Source organism: Streptomyces albiaxialis (assembly GCF_039530985.1).
Taxonomy (GTDB): Bacteria; Actinomycetota; Actinomycetes; order Streptomycetales; family Streptomycetaceae; genus Streptomyces; species Streptomyces albiaxialis.
This window is the reverse complement of sequence record NZ_BAAAPE010000001.1, coordinates 634,404-652,043: the sequence shown is the minus strand read 5'-3', so window position 1 is coordinate 652,043 and position 17,640 is coordinate 634,404. Positions and strand designations below refer to the sequence as shown.

The following is a 17,640-nucleotide window of genomic DNA, read 5'->3' as shown; positions in this document are numbered from 1 at the left end:
TTCTCCGTACTCACAGTCCCGCCGAGCGGGCCTCGCCCAGTTCGGTGAGCCGGTCGCGCAGCCGCTCCGCCTCCTCGGGCGAGAGCCCGGGGATCGAGGCGTCGGTGGTCGCGGCGGCGGTGTGGAGCTGGAGCGTGGAGAGGCCGTACTTCCGCTCCAGCGGGCCCGAGGTGACCTCCACGAGCTGCATACGGCCGTACGGCACGACCGTCATCTCGCGCCACAGGACGCCGTGCGCGATGAGCAGGTCGTCGTCGCGCTCGGCGTACGTCCACGAGCGCCAGTTGCGGGCCAGCGCGCCCCAGCCCCAGGCGGCGAGGGCGAGGGGCAGCACGGCGAACGCCGCCCACGGCGGCCCCGCCGTCAGCCACAGCAGCACGCCGAGCCCCAGGGCCAGCGGCAGCAGCCAGCAGAGCAGCACGAGCCGCCGCATGGGCAGCAGGGCACGCTCGACGCCGCGCCAGGCCGTGGTGTCCGGCCCGGTGTCCGGCGTGACGTCCGGCCCGGTACCTGGGGATGTCGACATACGGCCAGCGTAAGAGTGGTTGTGACCGTCCGTATCCACCTGGAGAAGGAAGCTGACAGACTGAGTTTCATGACGCAGACGGAGACGCCCGTTACGACGGTCGGTATCGGAGGCGCGGCCGAGAGCACCGACATGGTGCTGAACATCGGACCGCAGCACCCGTCCACGCATGGCGTGCTGCGGCTGAAGCTGGTGCTGGACGGTGAGCGCATCGGCGCGGCCGAGCCGGTGGTGGGCTATATGCACCGGGGCGCGGAGAAGCTGTTCGAGGCCCGCGATTACCGGCAGATCATCGTGCTCGCCAACCGCCACGACTGGCTGTCGGCCTTCTCCAACGAGCTGGGGGTGGTCCTCGGCGTCGAGCGCATGCTCGGCATGGAGGTGCCGGAGCGCGCGGTGTGGCTGCGCACGCTGCTGGCCGAGCTGAACCGGGTGCTCAACCACCTGATGTTCCTCGGCTCCTATCCGCTGGAGCTGGGCGGGATCACCCCGATCTTCTACTCGTTCCGGGAGCGTGAGGACCTCCAGGCCGTGATGGAGGAGGTCTCCGGCGGCCGGATGCACTACATGTTCAACCGCGTCGGCGGCCTCAAGGAGGACCTGCCCGCCGGGTGGACGGAGCGGGCGCGGGGCGCGGTCGCCGCGGCCCGGAGCCGGATGGACGTCTTCGACGACCTGGTGCTGGGCAACGAGATCTTCCGCGGCCGTACGCGCGGCGTGGGCGTCCTCAGCCCCGAGCTGGTCCACGCGTACGGGGTGAGCGGGCCCATCGCGCGCGCCTCCGGCGTCGACTTCGACCTGCGGCGCGACGAGCCGTACCTCGCGTACGGGGACCCGGCGCTGCGGGACACGCTGAAGGTCGTCACGCGCGAGGAGGGCGACTGCCTCGCCCGCTTCGAGGTGCTGCTCGGCCAGGTGCACAACTCGCTGGACCTCGCCGACGCCTGCCTCGACCGCCTCGCCGAGCTGCCGCCCGGGCCGGTCAACCAGCGGCTGCCGAAGGTGCTGAAGGCCCCGGAGGGCGCGACGTACGCCTGGACGGAGAACCCGCTCGGGCTGAACGGGTACTACCTGGTGTCCAAGGGCGAGAAGACGCCCTACCGGCTGAAGCTGCGCTCCGCCTCGTACAACAACATCCAGGCGCTGACGCGGCTGCTGCCCGGGACGCTAGTTGCGGACATGGTGGCGATCCTCGGCTCGTTCTTCTTCGTCGTCGGCGACATCGACAAGTAGCGCGTCCTCGTCCTTCTCCTCGCCGGAGACGTCCTCCGCCGGCTCCGCCGACTCCGCCGGTTCCTCGGGCTTCTCCGGCTCCTTGTCGTCCGCGGGATCCGCGGTGGTGCCGAGGCCGAAGAAGTCGAAGCTGCTGGTGTCGGCGTGGCTGCCGTCCGGGTCCAGGGGACGGGGCACCACGGGGGTCGCGGGGGCCGTACGGGCCTTGCGGTGGGCGCGCTGGCGGTCGGCGTTGCGCGCGAGGTGGTTGAGGGCCTCGTTCGCCTGGAGGTACGTCAGCGGGGTCGGGGCGCCCGAGCTGAGGCGGTGGTCCGTCGCGGAGACGGTGAGCGCCTTCGCGGGCTCGGCGGCCTCTATTTCGAGCTGGCGCCGTCCCTCCAGGGCGCGGGCGCGCTCGGTCTCCGCGTTCGCGTAGCGGCGCAGCAGGTCGGCGTGCTCGGAGCGCAGCCGGGCCAGCTCGGCGCGCTTGTCGCGGACCTTGCTCTCCAGCTTGCCGCGCCGCTCGCGCAGGTCCTCGTTCTCGCCCTCCAGCTCGGCCTGGCGCTCCTCGGCGCGCCACGCGGTGCTCGCCTGCTGGGCCTTGAGGTCGCCCACGCGCCGTCCGGCGGCGCGGTCCCACCTGCGGAGCAGGACCGCGCCCGTCACGGCGGCGGCAGCGGCGGCGGCGGTGAGGCCGCGGAGCACCACGGTCTCCGCGTCCCCGACGCCGGACTCGCCGACCAGCCAGGAGCCTCCCGCGCAGACCAGCGCCGCCGCCGCGACCGCGACCGGGGAGAGCAGCCGGTGCAGGGGCGGTGAATGGCGATGACGTCCACGTGGCATGGCCTGGAATTTACCGTGTGTCGTTCCACTCCCGACACCGGGCATTGCTCTTTGTTACCGCCTCACAACGCGCTCGGCGCGGCACGCGCCTCACAGGCCCTTGCTGTCGAGGTACTCCTTCGCGACGTCCTCCGGCTTCTCGCGGTCCCGGTCGACCTTGCGGTTGAGGTCGGTGAGGTCCTTCGTGGTGAGGGTGCTCGTCAGCTTGTTGAGGGCGGTCGCGACGGCCTTGTTCCCGGGCCCGGCGGCGCTCTTGGTGTTGAGGACGGGGAGGACGTTGTCGGCGTTCTGGAGCTTCTTGTCGTCCTTGAGCAGGACGAGGTCGAACTGGTCCAGCGTGGCGTCCGTGGTCGTGGTCAGCACGAGCTGGTCCTTGCCGTCCTTGACCGCCTGCTTGGACTGGGTGGTGCCGACGCCCTTGGGATCGATTCCGGCCACCTTGATCCCGTAGGTCTTCTCCAGGCCCGGCTTGCAGAACGGGCGGGTCTCGCACTCGTCGCCCGCCGCGACGGTGACCTTCTCCTTGGAGGCGCCGAGGTCCGAGAGGCTCTTGAGCTTGTGCTCGTCGGCGTACTTCTTCGAGACGGCGAACGCGTTCTGGTCCACCGCGTCGCCCGCCGGGAGCACGGTGAGCCCGCGCGGCTTCGCCAGCTTCTCCAGCGCCGCGACCGTCTTGTCCCGGTCGCTGGAGGCCACGGGCTTCGCCTTGGGGCCGTTCTCCTTGGCGTTGAGGAACTCGGCCATCGTCGCGGCGTACTCCGGTACGACGTCGATGCGGCCCTTCTCCAGCTCGGGGGCGTACAGCTCGCGGTTCTTGACCTTCTTCACGGTCGTGCCGTAACCGGCGTCGGAGAGCACCCCGGCGTACAGCTCGGCGAGTATCTGGGACTCGGTGAACCCGGCGGAGCCGATCACGAGATCGCCGTTCCCCTTGCCGCCGCCTCCGCCGTCCTTGCCGCCCTTGTCCTCCAGGTCGTCGCCGCCACCGCAGGCGCCGAGGGCGAGGACGAGCGCGGCGACGGCACCGGTGGCGGCGAGGGCGCGGGGGGACGTATGCATGGGGATCACCAGTTTCGAGGGTTTCGGGGAGACTCAGGAGGTGGAGGAGACGGGGGTCTTCGGCCCGGGCACGGCATCGTCCGCGCGGTCGTGGTCGCGGCCCCGGTCGCGGCGGCGCATCGGGTCGAGCAGCTTCTCCGCGACCGTCAGCAGGCGTTCGACCAGCAGCGCCAGCAGCGCGACGAGCAGGGCGCCCGCGACGACCTGGGGCGTGTCGTAGTTGCCGAACCCGGCGGTGATGAGGCGGCCGAGGCCGCCGCCGCCCGGGAGCGCGGCGAGCGTCGCGGTGGCGACGAGCTGGACGGCGGCCGTCTGCACACCGGTCATGATCAGCGGGAAGGCGAGGGGCAGTTCGACCTGGCGCAGGAGCTGCCAGTGGGTCATCCCCATGCCGCGCGCCGCCTCCACCACCTCCCGGTCGGCCTCGCGCACGCCCGTGTACGCGTTGGTCAGCAGCGGCGGCAGCGCGAAGAGCACCAGCGCCACGATCGTCGCCCAGTCGCCGTGCTTGCCGAGGGGGCTCATGGTGAGCAGCACCAGCACGGCGAACGTGGGGATCGCGCGGCCCGCGTTCGAGAGGTTGACCGCGAGCGCGCCGCCCTTCCCCACGTGCCCGAGCCAGAGCGCGAGCGGCAGCGCGAGGGCGCAGGAGAGGGCGAGACAGACGACGGTCAGATACGCGTGTTCGCCGAGGCGTTGCAGCACGCCGCCCTCGTCCGTCCAGTGCGACCCGGTCGTCAGCCAGGTCCATACGTCCGCGAAGATGCCCATCTCCGGCTCACCCGGCCTTTCGCGTGCGCGTACGGGCGCGGGCAGAGGTACGGGCGCGGGTCCAGGGCGTCAGCAGCCGTTGCAGCGCCAGCAGCAGGAGGTCGGCGGTGACGGCGAGGAGGACGCACAGCACGGAGGCCGTGAGGACCTGGGCCTTGAAATAGCTCTCCATGGCCTCGTAGATGAGGTTGCCGAGGCCGCCGTAGCCGACGATCGCGCCGACCGTCGTCAGCGACACCGCCGAGACGGTCGCGATCCGTACGCCCGCGAGCAGCGCGGGCAGCGCGAGGGGCAGCTCGACCTCGAACAGCAGCCGCACGGGCCCGTATCCCATGCCCCGCGCGGCCTCCGTGGCCTCGGCGGGGACGGCTTCGAGCCCGGCGAGGATGTTCCGCACGAGGACCGTCAGCGAGTACAGCACCAGGCCCGTCACCACGACGGCGGCCGACAGACCGAAGACGGGCAGCAGGAGAGCGAACATGGCGAGCGAGGGGATCGTGTAGAGCACCGTCGTCAGCCCGAGCGCGGGGCCGCGCGCGAGCCGCCAGTGGCGCGCGGCGAGGGCGAGCGGCAGGGCCAGCACCAGCGCGAGGGCGATGGAGGCGGCCGTGATCCAGATGTGCTCCACGGTCGCGTCCGCCAGCTCGCTCTGGCGGGTGCGCAGATACTCGCCGCACAGCCAGTCGTTCGCCGCGAGGCAGTTGTCGCTCACGCGCGTCACCTCATTCCCCCATCTCGACCGGCGACCCTACCCGGGGGTCCTTCGTCAATGCGTGCGATTTACGGTGCGCTTCACAGGGAATTCGCGTCAGACTGCTCACATTGAGGAGAGCGCGACGTACACGCGAGAAGAACGGGGACGGGCACGCGATGATCCGCTTTGAGAATGTGACGAAGCGCTACCCGAACGGGGCGCTCGCCGTCGAGGGCCTGTCCTTCGAGGTGTCCGAGGGCGAACTGGTCACGCTGGTGGGCCCGTCGGGCTGCGGCAAGACCACGACGCTGAAGATGGTCAACAGACTCGTCGAGCCCACCTCGGGCAGCATCTTCGTCGACGGCCGGGACATCTCCACCGTCGAACCCGTCGACCTGCGGCTGCGCATCGGCTACGTGATCCAGCAGGCCGGTCTCTTCCCGCACCGCACCGTGCTCGACAACACGGCCACCGTCCCGCACCTCCTCGGCTGGCCCAAGGCCAAGCGGCGCGAGCGCGCCCGCGAACTCCTCGACCTGGTCGGCCTCGACCCCTCCGTCTTCGGCGGCCGGTACCCGGACCAGCTCTCCGGCGGCCAGCGGCAACGCGTCGGCGTGGCCCGCGCGCTGGCCGCCGACCCGCCGGTGCTGCTCATGGACGAGCCGTTCGGCGCCGTCGACCCCGTGGTGCGCGAGCGGCTCCAGACGGAGTTCCTGCGGCTGCACTCGACGCTGGGCAAGACCGTGCTGTTCGTCACGCACGACATCGAGGAGGCGGTGCGCCTCGGTGGCCGTATGGCCGTCTTCGGCGAGGGCCGCGTCGAGCAGCTCGACTCACCGGCCCAGATCCTCGGCGCCCCCGCCACCCCGTACGTCGCGGACTTCGTCGGCGCCGACCGCGGCCTCAAGCGCCTCTCCGTCACGCCTGTCGAGCGCGGCGACCTGGAGCAGCCGCCGGTCGTGCACCTGGACGACCGCGTGGACAAGGCCGCCGCCCGCATGCGCGGCGAGGGCGCGCGCTGGGCGGTCGTCCTCGACGACGCGGAGGAGCTGCACGGCTGGATATCCGCGCAGACGGTCGCCGAGGTCCTGGAGGGCGACACGCCGCCGGAGCCCCCGACGGTCCGGGGACACGCCCGCCGCATGGAGGCCTGGCTCCGCCTCGGCTCGCCCCTCAAGCACGCCTTCAGCACGATGCTCCAGCACGACGCCGGCTGGATAGCGGTCCTCGACGACGCCGACCGCTTCACGGGCGTCCTCACCCCCGCGAGCCTCCACGAGGCCCTCCGCCGCTCGATCGACGCGGACGGCCGCCAGGTTCCGCGGGACGCGGTGGCGCTGGAATCGGTGACGGGCGCGTAGCCCGTCTCCGGCGACTGCTGGGCAGGAGGTGCCCCGTCCGGTGCCTTGCAGGCTGCGCGTCGAGTGTGGTTACTCGCGCAGTTCCCCGCGCCCCTGACGGGGCGCCTCAGAGGTGGGCGTCGGGGTCGACGGCGAGCAGCACTTCGCTGAGCGAGCGCACGATGTGCTCGGCGCCCGCGTCCCGCAGCTCCGCGTACTTGTCCTTGGACCGCCGCTCCGGCGCGTATCCGATGAACCGCACCCCCGCGGCCCGCGCCGCCTCCAGGTCCCGCGGCGCGTCCCCGATCATGACCGCGTCCCCGGCGGACGTCCCCGTGGACTCCAGGGCCCGCTCCAGGCAGTACGGATCGGGCTTCACCCGCAGCACGCCCTCGGGCGTACGCCCGTGTATCCGCCCGTCGAACAGCTCGCGCAGCCCCCGGCTGCCGAGATAGCACTCGACGGCCGCCTGCGAGTTGTTGGTGGCGACGGCCAGGGCGCGGCCGGTGGCGTGCAGGGTCCGTATGAGCCGGTCCGCGTACGCGGTGGGCAGCGCCAGCGGCGCGGCGGCCAGCTCCTCCCGGGTGAGCGCGGCCTCCAGGGCACGGGCTGTGCCGTCCTCCAGCAGGGGCGGGGAGTGGAAGACCCGGTGCAGGTACTCCTGGGGGTCGGCGGACTCGGGGAGGGAGGCCCCGGGGAACGCGTCACGCAGCCGCGCGGCGATGTCGGACGCGGGCAGCCGGCTGAACAAGTGGCAGACGGGGCCGTCGAAGTCGAGGAGCACGCACTTCGCCGACTCGATGAGCTGTTGCATCGCGGTGGTCCTTCAGCTCGGGGACCTCACCACTATCTACGCGCGGGAACCCCGGCGTACAGCGCTGAACGGCCCATAGGCGTACTCCACCTCGGCGGGAGCGGGGACCTCGGCCAGCCCGAGGTCGTGCCGTGCCCGCCACAGTGCCTGGTGGACGGCCTTCGCGGAGGCGCCGAGCTGTTCCGTACGTCGTTCGGAGGGCGGGAGCGCCTGGAGCGTCCTGGCGTGCCGTACGACGTCGGTGTAGACGGACTGGATCCTCTTGTACGCGCGATACAGCGGCAGGTCCCGCTCCAGCCCCGCGACGGCGTCCGGCAGTTCGGCGGAGACAGCGGCGCGCCAGGCTTCGACGACCTCGGGCTCCTGGTCGGCCGGATACTCCATGAGGTGGAGGTGCGTGGCCAGGTCGTACAGGGGGTCGCCGAGCATGGCCAGCTCCCAGTCGATGGTCCAGAGCTGGAGCGACTCGCCCACGATGAAGTTCGCCCGGTGCAGATCGCCGTGGAGCAGGCAGAAGGGGCGGCGGGTGAGGCGCCCGGCCCCGGCATCCAGCGGCGCGCCGGGCCGCAGCACGTCCTCCGTCAGCCCGAGCCGAGCGAAGAGCGTGCCGAACTCGGCCGCGTGCGGCAGGAAGCCCTTCTCGCGGGTGAAGCGCAGAAGGGTCCGGAGGAAGCCCCCGCTGTTCCCGTCCTCCGTGCGGTCCTCGGGCCTGCACAGCCGGGGGGCCGGGAAGCCCGAGGGCCGGATGGCGGCGAGTCTCCGGAACACGGCCATGATCTGGCCGAGATGGACGAGCGGGACCCTGTGGTCGCGCGGGTGGAGGAAGCTCAGCGGCGTCCCCTCGATGAAGCCGTGGATGAGGGGGCCGTCGGGCACGAGCTGGTGCACCGGCGGGACGCGCGGGACGCCCCGCTTCGCCAGCTCCCGCAGCAGCAGGTCCTCGGACGCGAAGCACCGTCTGTCGAACCAGAAGGCGTCCTCGCGCGGCTCGCCCACCTTCAGCCGCCCCTCACCGGCGAAGCCGGGGCCGGGACTCACGACGTACCACTCGCGGTGATAGCCCCGCAGGGGCCCGTCCACCCGGCCGATGCCGGTGGCCTTCTGCAACGCGGTGGACGGCATCGGCTGGCCCTCGGAACGGCGGTCGGCGGTCGGAAGGGTTGAACAGTAACCGGGCGTACGGTGCGGCTTCCTCGCGGGGGGCTCGGCTTCACCCGAATTGAGGGACGCGCCTCAGTCGAGGGTGAGTTCGTCCGCGAGGTTGTTCCAGAAGGAGTCGAAGAAGGTCTGCGACTCCGCCACGAAGGCCGCCTCGCTCTCGTCCCTGCTGCCGCTGCCCGCCGAGGAGTGGAAGAGCTTGGAGCTGAGCCCCAGCACGTCGTAGAACTCCAGCCGCTCGCCCTTGAAGTCCGCCGAGTTGAGGGTGATCGCGTAGTAGCCGACCAGCGCCTCGTTCCCGTTCAGCAGGTACAGCTTGCTCGTGGGCGTGATGCGGACGGTGCGGATCGAGGTGCGGACCTCGATGCCGAAGCGGCGGAGCGACTGGAGCGACCGCACGACGGCGTTCAGATACGTGCGCTGGATGCTGTGCAGCCGTTGGAGGGGCCGGGGGTCGTCCGCCTCGGGGTCGTCCTTCAGCCGCGGCAGCGCCAGCTTCGCCTCGAAGCTGGGGACCATGAGCCGGGTGGTGACCGTCTCCGGCTTGAGAGCGCCCTCCATCACCTGGCGCATGGGCCAGGCCAGCGCGTTGTTGAGGGTCTCCGTGGTGAGCGAGAAGGAGTCGATCGTGACGTGCTCGGCCTGAAATGCCTCATGGAGCCGCTCGGTCAGGATGTCCCCGGCTATCCGGGGGCCCTCCTGGGGCTCGGCGGGCCTGGTCACTGTCGGTGGCGCCCCCCGGCCCACCGAGGTGAGGAGGCCCTCCTGGGTGAGGGCACCCAGTGCCTCGCGGACCGCGCTGCGGCCGACGCCGAACTCCTCCTCCAGCTCCCGCTGCGTCGGGAGCCGCGTGCCGGGGGCGAAGTCGCCGTTCCGGATGCGCTCACGGAGGGTGTCGGCGACCAGGTCACGGGGTCGCCTATGGGTGGCTGTGGCCCTCTTCTTGCTCACGCCAAGACCCTACAACTTCAGGCCACCGGAAGGGAGTTGTCTGCCAAGTGTTTTTAGATGGCGACCAACTGGGCATGTGGACATCGAGGTTGGTCGCCAACTTCTCAAGGTGGCAGACAAGTTTGCCAACTGCCGCTGCGGCTCGGACCGTCCCGCGCATTCCCGAGCCACCCGCCCGTCCGAAGACGTATGGGCCGCTGTCCCCCACCCCTCCGCACAGCCCGTCGTTCCGTGTCTCCGAAGGAGGGACCACCATGCCTGTTGTCGCGCTCGTCATCGCCGGTGCCATCGTCGCGTTCGAGCAGTTGGTGCAGCTCCGGTTCGGCGTCATGGGGCTCGTCGGCTTTCTCTTCCTGACCATCGGCGTGAAGGCCAAGCACTCGGGATGCAGCGCCGTCGGCGCGATCGTCCTGGCCACGCTGCTGCTTCAGGCGTGAGGGACCGGCGAGAGCCCGTGCACCCGTTCTGCCGTGATCATGCCGTCTCCCCCTCCCTTCTACCCACGCCTCGGGGGAGGCGGCTTGAGCATGCGCAGAGCGCGAACCGGACCGGCGTCTCAGAAGATGTCCGGGCACCACGCCCGGCGCGCCGTGCGGAAGAGCGTGTCGGCGCCCGCCGCGCCGCCCGCGCGGTGCTCGGCGATCCGGCCGAGCGCCGCGAGCCGCACCGCCGACTCGTCGCCCAGGTACAGCGCGCCCAGCTCCCCGGCGTCCAGCGAGAGGTCGGGCTCGTCGTGCGTCGTACGGCACGAGGTGCCGTCGGGACCGGCCTCCAGCCGGTAGCGGCCCCCGGCGAAGCCGGCCTTGTCGCGCACGTCCAGCACCAGCGTGCCCGGTACGGCGTACGTACGGGCCTCCAGCATCGCCGGGACGTCCAGCGGGCGCAGCCAGAGGAAGTCCGCGTGCGTGAGGGTCCGCGCGGCGCGCGGGTCCGGCAGCAGGAGCGGAAGGATGTCGTCCGGCGCGCGCAGGCCCGTACGGACCTTGAGCACCCAGTCCATCGACAGCACGTACCGCCACAGGGCCCGCTCGCCCTCGGGCGTCGAGGCGAACAGGTCGTCGACGGTCGCGGTCTGCTGGGGCTGCTTGCTCTCCCAGCGGTTGTCCACCGTGTACGCCACGGCGCCCCGCGGGACGCCGTCCGCGTCGCGGTAGACCGCGAGGAACGGGGAGTCGAAGCCGTCGCCGGGGAAGCGGAGCCCGCCCGTGTAGAGCCGCCACCAGCGGTCCGTGCGGTCGATGGCGCCCTGCCGCTGCGGCTGCGCGCGGAACCGTTCGTGCGCGGCGGCGGCCGTCTCCCGGTACGTGGCGGCGTCCACGAGGTCCACCCGGCCGCCGTCGCCGTCGTCGGCCGGGCCGGAGTAGCGCCGGCCGAGGCCCGTGCGGGCCACCTCGACCTCCCACTCGGTGGTCCAGGCGGCGGCGCCGAAGCCATAGCGCCCGTAGATGGGGTACTCGGCGGAGATGAGCGAGGCGAACGCGTCGCCGCGCTCCCGCGCCGCCGCGAGCCCGTTCGCCATCATCTCGGTGAGCAGGCCGCGACGGCGGTGCGTGGGCGAGACGGTGACATTGGTGACCGCGCAGGAGGGGAGCGCGGCACCGCCCGGAACGGTCAGCCGCTGCGGCGTCGTGCGGAACGTCGCGACACAGCGGCCGTCCTCGTACGCCCCCTGCGTGCGCTCCGGGTCGGTGCCGCCCCTGCGGACCTCGACCTCCTCCGGGGTGACCTCGGTGCCCCGGTAGAAGCCGGTGTTCAGCGCGCGGAGCCAGTCGCGCAGCGCGTCGGGGGTGTCGGCGAGCGTACGCACTTCCGGGCGGTTCGGCATGAACTCACGCTAGGGGCACGCCCGTACGGCCGCACCCGAATAACGGGCCCCCGGAGCCGCCCGCGTCACGGAAGCAGGTCGTCCACCTGGGCCTCGCCCTCCCGGTAGCGCCGGGCGATCTCGGTGCTGCACCCGTCGGCGGTCCGCTGGAGGGCCTGCCGGTGCCGGGAGACCTGCTGCTCGTACCGCACCAGGCGGCCCATCGCGTCGTGCAGCTCGTCGTCCGTACGGGCCGTGAGGTCGCTCAGCTCGACCTCCGCGAGCATGTCCTCCGCCAGCCGCCGGTACTCCTCGCTGCGCGGCGCCCCCAGCGTCACGTGCCGCGCCGAGGAGCGGTGGCTGGAGGGGCCGTCGGTCAGGATCTCCGGCAGCAGGTCGAGCAGCGGCGAGCCCGGTGACGTACGCCGGGCCAGCTCGGCCCTGAGGATGTCGATCCGGCCCTGGAGGAGTCTGCGGACGTAGCTGAGATCGGCCTCGTCCTGCTGCGCGGAGCGGCGCAGCTCCCGCAGCTCGGGCAGCCGCAGCGTGTGCAGCTCGGGCCGGCCGGGGTCGCGCAGCACCTCGTGGTGCCCGCGCTGCTGCGGGGCCCGCGTGCGCACGGACGCGGGCGCGGTGGCGGGCACGGGCGCGGGGGCGGACGCGGCTGTGGGCGCGGCGCCCGCTCGGGCGGCCGGTACCCCGCCCGGTGTCCGTCCGGCTCCGGTTGTACTCATGGGCTTGTGTCCCCTCATCCCCATCGCACAGTGGCAGCGGCACACACCGCGTGTGCGCATCGTGCCACTGTGCGGCTACCGCGCGCAGCGCCCTTGGCACCCATCCGGCGGCGGCGCACGGTGGCGAATGGCGGCACGGCATCATGGCGGGATGCGAGCTGTGGTGCAGAGAGTGGACGGCGCGAGCGTCGACGTGGAGGGCCGGACCGTTGGTCGGATAGTCGGCGAGGGCCTGTGCGCGCTGGTCGGAGTCACGCACGGGGACACGGAGGCCGAGGCCGAGCGCCTCGCGCGCAAGCTGTGGAGCCTGCGGATCCTGCACGGCGAGAAGTCGTGCTCGGACACCGGAGCGCCACTCCTCGTCATCAGCCAGTTCACTCTCTACGGTGACGCGCGAAAGGGGCGCAGACCGACATGGAACGCCGCCGCTCCGGGTGACATCGCCGAGCCGCTCGTCGACGAAGTGGTCGCGCGGCTGCGTGCGTTGGGCGCCGAGGTCGAGACCGGCTCCTTCGGCGCCGCGATGAAGGTGTCCTTGACGAACGACGGCCCGTTCACCGTGCTGGTCGAGGTCTGAAGGCGCCCCGTCGCCCCTGCGGCCTCCGGCACCCCTACGGCTGGACCACCGTCTCCTGGGCCGCCGCCGTCGCGTCCGGGCCCGCGATCAGGGGGGCGTCCACCGGGATGTTCCGCTTGACCAGGGCCAGGGCGATGGGGCCCAGCTCGTGGTGGCGGGCCGAGGTGGTGACGAAGCCGATCTGGCGGCCCTCCGCCCCTCCCCCGGCCTCCGGCCGGGAGGTGCCCCCAGCGGCGAGCCGGACCGCGTCGCCGTGGACGGGGATCTTGACCTCGCTGCCGTCGAGGTGCAGGAAGACCAGGCGGCGCGGCGGCTTGCCCAGGTTCTGCACGCGGGCCACGGTCTCCTGGCCCCGGTAGCAGCCCTTGTCGAGGTGAACGGCCGTGCCGATCCAGCCCAGTTCGTGCGGGATGGTGCGGTGGTCGGTCTCCATGCCGAGCCGCGGCCGGTGCGCCTCCACACGCAGCGCCTCGTACGCGAGGACGCCGACCGCCGGGCCGTGCGCCTCGGCGAACGCGCGCAGCTCCTCGCGGGGCAGGAAGACATCCCGCCCGTACGCCGTCTCCCGTACGGCAGCGGCGCCGGTCACCTCCGCGATGGAGCCCGCGGGGAGGTGGACCACGGCGAAGGCGTCCGTACGGTCGGCGATCTCCACGCGGTAGAAGAACCGCATGCTCTCCAGATAGGCGATCAGCTCGCCCTGCTTGCCGGGCTCGGTGTGCATCCACACCGTCTCCCCGTCGTCGACGAGGGAGAGCGCCTGCTCGATGTGGCCGTTGGCGGAGAGGATCAGCGCCTCGGTGGACTGCCCGGGGGGCAGCTCGGTCATGTGCTGGGTCAGCAGGAGGTGCAGCCAGGAGAGCCGGTCGTCGCCGGAGACGGTGACCACGCCGCGGTGGGAGAGGTCCACGAAGCCCGTGCCGTCGGCCAGTGCCCGTTGCTCCTTGAACAGATCGCCGTAGTGCGCGGCGACGCCCTCGTCCGGCGCCTCGGCCGCGACGGCGCCCGGGAGTGAGAGGAGCGGGCTGAGCACAGCGTTGCTGGAGGACATACGACCAGCCTACGACGGCGTGTCGTCGGCGTCCGAGGCGCAGTTCGCGCAGCGGCCGAAGATGGCGAAGTGCTTCATGTCCGTCTCGAAGCCGAACTTCTCGCGCAGCGTCGTCGTGAACGGCTCGGCCACGGCGAGGTCCGCCTCGATGACCTCGGTGCAGTCCCGGCACACCAGGTGCATGTGGTGGTGCCGGTCCGCGAGGTGGTACGTCGGGGCGCCGTGCCCGAGGTGCGCGTGGGAGACGAGGCCCAGCTCTTCGAGCAGCTCCAGGGTCCGGTAGACCGTCGAGATGTTCACGCTGCCCGCGGTGCGGCGCACCTCGCACAGGATGTCGTCCGGAGTGGAGTGCTCCAGCTTGTCCACGGCCTCCAGCACGAGCTGGCGCTGCGGGGTCAGCCGGTACCCGCGCGCCCGGAGGTCGCTCTGCCAGTCGGTGGTAGCCACGGGCCCAGTGTAAGAGAGACCACAGGATTGTTAGGCATGCCTTACCCGAAGGGCTGCCCTACTTGAAGAAGGCGATCCCGTCGTCGGGCAGGTCCGCGACGTCCTTGGCCCACTCCTTGGGGTCGACGACCTTCTTCAGGTGCGCCGACATGTACGGCCGGAGCGGGACCTCGGGGGTGGCCTTCTCGCCGACCCACATCAGGTCGCTGTTCACATACCCGTAGAGCCGCTTGCCGCCGCTGTACTCGCCCGCGGAGGCCGTGCGCGCGATGGCGTCGGTCGCGAGGTCGATCTGCGGCTTCTGGTCGGCCAGCTCGCCGTACCAGACCTCGGCGATGCCCTGGTCGCGGATCATGACGACCTCGACCTTGCGGTCCTTGTCGATCCGCCAGTACCCGGTCTCGGTCTCCAGGGGGCGGACCTTCTTGCCGTCCGTGTCCAGCTCCCACGCGTGCGAGACGTACTCCAGGAAGTCGCGTCCGTCGTGGGTGAAGGTGACCTCCTGGCCGAAGTTGCACTTGTCCTGGCCCGGGAACTCCGCTACGCCCGCGCCGGTCCAGTTGCCCAGCAGGAAGGCGAGGGGGACGAGGTCGGGGTGGAGGTCGGACGGAATCTCGATCATGTCAGCGCTGACCCTGGTAGAGCTTCTTGAAGGTGAGACCGGCGAAGGCCACGGTGCCGACGCAGACCAGGACCATCAGGGCGGTGAAGAATGCCTCAAGCACGGGGCTCTCCTTTGCGGTGTGCACGTACGCCGCCGAGTCTAGTCGGCGGCGCGGCGGGGGCCGGACGCAGGTCAGTAGACGACCGCCTGGACGCCTTCCTCCATGATCTCCCCGACGAAGACCTGCGCGCCCGCGATGCGCACCCCTTCGAGGACGTCCTCCTGGGTGATGCTCCGGCGCGCGGCGCACTGGGTGCACAGCGTGATACGGCCGCCGCCCTGGATGGTCTCGATCAGGTCGGGCAGCGGCGCCGCGTGCGGCAGCGTGAACTCGGCCGCCTTGCCGGGCAGGGCGAACCAGGACGACTCGCCCGTGAGCCAGAGGGAGACCTCGATTCCGCTCGCCGCCGCGACGGAGGCCACCGTGAACGCCTGCGAGCACCGCTCGGGCGCGTCCGCGCCCGCGGTGACCTTGATGACGAGCCTGCTGTTTGCCATGCCGCGCAGCGTATGCGCCCGTCAGGGGCGCGGGGAACTGCGCGAGCGGGCACGACGCGGCCGCAGACCGCGAGGCAGCGTGCGGGGCAGCCCGTGTTGCGGGCATGCAGAGGGCCGCGCCCGATGGTGGTGTCCAACCCCTGGGCGCGGCCCTCCGCGGGTGCGGTCGTGTCAGACCGCGATGGCGACCTCCGAGAGACCGCCGTGCTGGGCGACGACCGTACGGTCGGCCGTGCCGCCGGGCACCAGCGCGCGCACCGTCCACGTGCCCTCGGCCGCGTAGAAGCGGAACTGGCCGGTCGCGGAGGTCGGGACCTCAGCGGTGAACTCGCCGGTCGAGTCCAGCAGGCGCACGTAGCCGGTGACGGGCTCGCCGTCGCGGGTCACGCTGCCCTGGATGGTGGTCTCGCCGGGCTTGATGGTGGAGGCGTCGGGGCCGCCCGTCTTCGCTCCGCACATGGTGATCGCCTTTCGTGTAGTCAGTTGGAGCCGAGCTCGACCGGGACGCCGACGAGGGAGCCGTACTCGGTCCAGGAGCCGTCGTAGTTCTTGACGTTGGGCTGGCCGAGCAGCTCGTGCAGGACGAACCAGGTGTGGGCCGAGCGCTCGCCGATGCGGCAGTAGGCGATGGTGTCCTTGGACAGGTCCACGCCCTCGCCCTCGTAGAGCGCCTTGAGGTCGTCGTCGGACTTGAAGGTGCCGTCGTCGTTGGCCGACTTGGACCAGGGGATGTTGCGGGCGCTGGGCACGTGGCCCGGACGCTGCGACTGCTCCTGCGGCAGGTGCGCGGGGGCGAGCAGCTTGCCGCTGAACTCGTCGGGGGAGCGCACGTCGACCAGGTTCTGGGCGCCGATGGCGTCGACGACCTCGTCGCGGAAGGCGCGGATGGACAGGTCCTGCGGCTTCGCCTTGTAGTCGGTCGCGGCGCGCTCGGGGACCTCGGCGACCAGGTCGCGGGAGTCCAGCTCCCACTTCTTGCGGCCGCCGTCGAGGAGCTTGACGTCCTGGTGGCCGTAGAGCTTGAAGTACCAGTAGGCGTAGGCGGCGAACCAGTTGTTGTTGCCGCCGTAGAGGACGACCGTGTCGTCGTTGGCGATGCCCTTGGCGGAGAGCAGCTTCTCGAAGCCGGCCTGGTCGACGAAGTCGCGCCGGACCGGGTCCTGGAGGTCCTGCTTCCAGTCGATGCGGACGGCGTTCCTGATGTGGTTCTTGTCGTAGGCGGAGGTGTCCTCGTCGACCTCGACGATGACGGTCTTCGGGTCGTCGATGCGGGCCTCGACCCAGTCGGCGTCTACGAGGACGTCGCTGCGGCTCATGCTGTGTCTCCTCATGCGGTGGATGGGAAGGCGAAGAGGGTGCGCGGAGGTACGCGGCAGCGCGCGCACGGCGGCGTGCGGCGCGCAGGCGCGGCGGGATGCGGGGATGCGGCGGAACGCCGGTACGGCGGGCGCGCGGCCGTCAGAGGGAGGTGCGACAGAGCATGGCGGCGACGCGGCACAGGTCGACTGCCCGTCGCTTCGTGAGGTCCGCCTGTCGCTGCATGCGCTCGATCGTAAGGACGCGGAGGGGGTCGTGTCACCGGTGATCCGGATCCTGAGACGAATCCGTCCGCGATACGGGATGCGAGGGCCCTGGCCAGGGCGGGGAGGGGCGGCGGCGCGCCGGGGTGCCGCGCCGCCTTCTGGGGTACGGACGCGGGTGTCTCGGTACGTGGACGAAACGGTGAGGAGGTGAGGCGGGATCAGCCCGCGAGGTTCACGTCCGTGCCGGAGACGGCGACGTCGATGCCGGTCTCGGTGGTGACGACCTTCTTCAGCTTGAGCCCGTCGGGGAGCTGGTCGATCTTCCGGTCGAAGTCGATCTTCTTGCGGACCGCGTCCTCGACGCCGGGGATGCGGGAGCCCGGCACCTCCTCGGCGTGCAGCCGCACCGTGTCGCCGCCCTGGACGCTCACCGTGCTGTAGACGCTGCGCTCCAGCGTCTTGCCGAGCACCGGGACCGTGACGGCGGCGGTGACCTTGACCTGGCCGCGGCCCGACTTGTCCTTGCCGCCGTACCCGACCCGTACGCCCTCGTCGGCGGCGCGGGAGAGGTCGGCGTACGAGATGTGGACCGAGCCCGTCGCGCTGCTGGCGACCGCCGAGGAGTAGTTGTCGGAGAGGCGCACGTCGCTGCCGCTCAGCTCGACCTTGGTGAGCGTCACCCGGCGGTCGCCCGCGTCCGCGGTGATGCCGCTCAGCTCGGCCTCGACCTTGTCCAGGTCCTTGGAGGCGACCTGGGTCAGGAAGGGGAAGCCGTCGATGGAGACCGAGGCGTCGCCGGACGAGGGCACGTTCAGCTCCGTCATGAGCTTCTCGGCGACCTCGTCCTCGGCCATGTTCACCGCGACCCTGTCGGCGGCGACGAAGAGCCCCGCCAGCACGATCACGATCACCAGCACGATGCGTAGCGCGCGCATTGCCTGTGTTCCCCCATGGGTGTCGGTTTGCAGCCCCCT

Annotated in this window: 22 protein-coding genes; 4 read left to right on the top strand and 18 right to left on the bottom strand. The window is 71.5% G+C overall.

Features of this window, described 5'->3' with window-relative positions:
- Positions 1-10 precede the first annotated feature (10 nt).
- On the bottom strand, positions 11-526 hold the full coding sequence (locus ABD343_RS03025) for a PH domain-containing protein (RefSeq protein WP_344523618.1): 516 nt from the start codon (positions 524-526) through the stop codon (positions 11-13).
- A gap of 69 nt (positions 527-595) precedes the next feature.
- On the opposite strand from ABD343_RS03025, the gene ABD343_RS03020 reads away from it, so the two are divergent.
- Positions 596-1,759: an NADH-quinone oxidoreductase subunit D gene (locus ABD343_RS03020; RefSeq protein ID WP_344523616.1), complete on the top strand. Its 1,164-nt coding sequence runs from the start codon at positions 596-598 to the stop codon at positions 1,757-1,759.
- On the opposite strand, the gene ABD343_RS03015 is transcribed toward ABD343_RS03020, so the two are convergent.
- From ABD343_RS03015 to ABD343_RS03000, 4 genes are all read right to left on the bottom strand, one after another.
- Positions 1,694-2,581, bottom strand: coding sequence for a hypothetical protein (locus ABD343_RS03015; RefSeq protein ID WP_344523614.1), 888 nt, complete (start codon positions 2,579-2,581; stop codon positions 1,694-1,696). The two genes, ABD343_RS03020 and ABD343_RS03015, sit on opposite strands and share 66 nt — an antisense overlap.
- 90 nt (positions 2,582-2,671) lie before the next feature.
- Positions 2,672-3,640, bottom strand: a complete 969-nt coding sequence (locus tag ABD343_RS03010) for an ABC transporter substrate-binding protein (RefSeq protein WP_344523612.1) — start codon at positions 3,638-3,640, stop codon at positions 2,672-2,674.
- A 33-nt stretch (positions 3,641-3,673) separates the two neighbouring features.
- Complete coding sequence (locus ABD343_RS03005) at positions 3,674-4,411, bottom strand: ABC transporter permease (RefSeq protein WP_344523610.1); 738 nt, start codon at positions 4,409-4,411, stop codon at positions 3,674-3,676.
- Between the two features lie 7 nt (positions 4,412-4,418).
- Positions 4,419-5,123 (bottom strand): ABC transporter permease, encoded by a 705-nt coding sequence (locus ABD343_RS03000; protein WP_344523608.1) that lies wholly within the window; start codon positions 5,121-5,123, stop codon positions 4,419-4,421.
- A gap of 158 nt (positions 5,124-5,281) precedes the next feature.
- On the opposite strand from ABD343_RS03000, the gene ABD343_RS02995 reads away from it, so the two are divergent.
- Entirely contained in the window at positions 5,282-6,466 is a 1,185-nt protein-coding gene (locus tag ABD343_RS02995) for a betaine/proline/choline family ABC transporter ATP-binding protein (protein ID WP_344523606.1), read from the top strand.
- A gap of 106 nt (positions 6,467-6,572) precedes the next feature.
- Here ABD343_RS02995 and ABD343_RS02990 read toward each other — a convergent pair whose 3' ends face one another.
- From ABD343_RS02990 to ABD343_RS02980, 3 genes are all read right to left on the bottom strand, one after another.
- Positions 6,573-7,259: an HAD family hydrolase gene (locus ABD343_RS02990; RefSeq protein ID WP_344523604.1), complete on the bottom strand. Its 687-nt coding sequence runs from the start codon at positions 7,257-7,259 to the stop codon at positions 6,573-6,575.
- Between the two features lie 36 nt (positions 7,260-7,295).
- Positions 7,296-8,381, bottom strand: coding sequence for a phosphotransferase (locus ABD343_RS02985; protein ID WP_344523602.1), 1,086 nt, complete (start codon positions 8,379-8,381; stop codon positions 7,296-7,298).
- Between the two features lie 111 nt (positions 8,382-8,492).
- On the bottom strand, positions 8,493-9,368 hold the full coding sequence (locus ABD343_RS02980; protein ID WP_344523600.1) for a FadR/GntR family transcriptional regulator: 876 nt from the start codon (positions 9,366-9,368) through the stop codon (positions 8,493-8,495).
- 254 nt (positions 9,369-9,622) lie between these two features.
- Between ABD343_RS02980 and ABD343_RS02975 the strand changes: the two genes are divergently transcribed.
- Positions 9,623-9,805, top strand: coding sequence for a hypothetical protein (locus ABD343_RS02975; protein WP_344523598.1), 183 nt, complete (start codon positions 9,623-9,625; stop codon positions 9,803-9,805).
- Positions 9,806-9,924: 119 nt separating this feature from the next.
- On the opposite strand, the gene ABD343_RS02970 is transcribed toward ABD343_RS02975, so the two are convergent.
- Both ABD343_RS02970 and ABD343_RS02965 read right to left on the bottom strand, forming a co-directional pair.
- Positions 9,925-11,193, bottom strand: coding sequence for a GNAT family N-acetyltransferase (locus tag ABD343_RS02970; RefSeq protein WP_344523596.1), 1,269 nt, complete (start codon positions 11,191-11,193; stop codon positions 9,925-9,927).
- Positions 11,194-11,258: 65 nt separating this feature from the next.
- Positions 11,259-11,906 (bottom strand): RsiG family protein, encoded by a 648-nt coding sequence (locus ABD343_RS02965; protein WP_344523594.1) that lies wholly within the window; start codon positions 11,904-11,906, stop codon positions 11,259-11,261.
- A 151-nt stretch (positions 11,907-12,057) separates the two neighbouring features.
- On the opposite strand from ABD343_RS02965, the gene dtd reads away from it, so the two are divergent.
- Entirely contained in the window at positions 12,058-12,483 is a 426-nt protein-coding gene (gene dtd, locus ABD343_RS02960) for a D-aminoacyl-tRNA deacylase (RefSeq protein WP_344523592.1), read from the top strand.
- A 34-nt stretch (positions 12,484-12,517) separates the two neighbouring features.
- Here dtd and ygfZ read toward each other — a convergent pair whose 3' ends face one another.
- The 8 genes from ygfZ to ABD343_RS02925 form a co-directional block, all read right to left on the bottom strand.
- Positions 12,518-13,534: a CAF17-like 4Fe-4S cluster assembly/insertion protein YgfZ gene (gene ygfZ, locus ABD343_RS02955; protein ID WP_344523590.1), complete on the bottom strand. Its 1,017-nt coding sequence runs from the start codon at positions 13,532-13,534 to the stop codon at positions 12,518-12,520.
- Positions 13,535-13,543: 9 nt separating this feature from the next.
- A complete protein-coding gene (locus ABD343_RS02950; protein ID WP_344523588.1) occupies positions 13,544-13,981 on the bottom strand; it encodes a Fur family transcriptional regulator in 438 nt (145 codons plus the stop codon).
- A gap of 58 nt (positions 13,982-14,039) precedes the next feature.
- Positions 14,040-14,603 (bottom strand): heme-binding beta-barrel domain-containing protein, encoded by a 564-nt coding sequence (locus ABD343_RS02945; RefSeq protein WP_344523586.1) that lies wholly within the window; start codon positions 14,601-14,603, stop codon positions 14,040-14,042.
- Between the two features lie 174 nt (positions 14,604-14,777).
- The gene (locus tag ABD343_RS02940) at positions 14,778-15,143 is read right to left on the bottom strand and encodes a DsrE family protein (RefSeq protein ID WP_344523584.1); all 366 of its coding nucleotides are present in this window, start codon (positions 15,141-15,143) and stop codon (positions 14,778-14,780) included.
- Positions 15,144-15,314: 171 nt separating this feature from the next.
- Positions 15,315-15,602, bottom strand: coding sequence for a DUF1416 domain-containing protein (locus ABD343_RS02935; protein WP_344523582.1), 288 nt, complete (start codon positions 15,600-15,602; stop codon positions 15,315-15,317).
- A 20-nt stretch (positions 15,603-15,622) separates the two neighbouring features.
- Positions 15,623-16,459 (bottom strand): sulfurtransferase, encoded by an 837-nt coding sequence (locus ABD343_RS02930; protein ID WP_344523580.1) that lies wholly within the window; start codon positions 16,457-16,459, stop codon positions 15,623-15,625.
- Positions 16,460-16,601: 142 nt separating this feature from the next.
- On the bottom strand, positions 16,602-16,685 hold the full coding sequence (locus ABD343_RS40940; RefSeq protein WP_425578096.1) for an Ms5788A family Cys-rich leader peptide: 84 nt from the start codon (positions 16,683-16,685) through the stop codon (positions 16,602-16,604).
- 199 nt (positions 16,686-16,884) lie between these two features.
- Positions 16,885-17,601, bottom strand: coding sequence for an LmeA family phospholipid-binding protein (locus tag ABD343_RS02925; RefSeq protein ID WP_344523578.1), 717 nt, complete (start codon positions 17,599-17,601; stop codon positions 16,885-16,887).
- Positions 17,602-17,640: the final 39 nt, after the last annotated feature.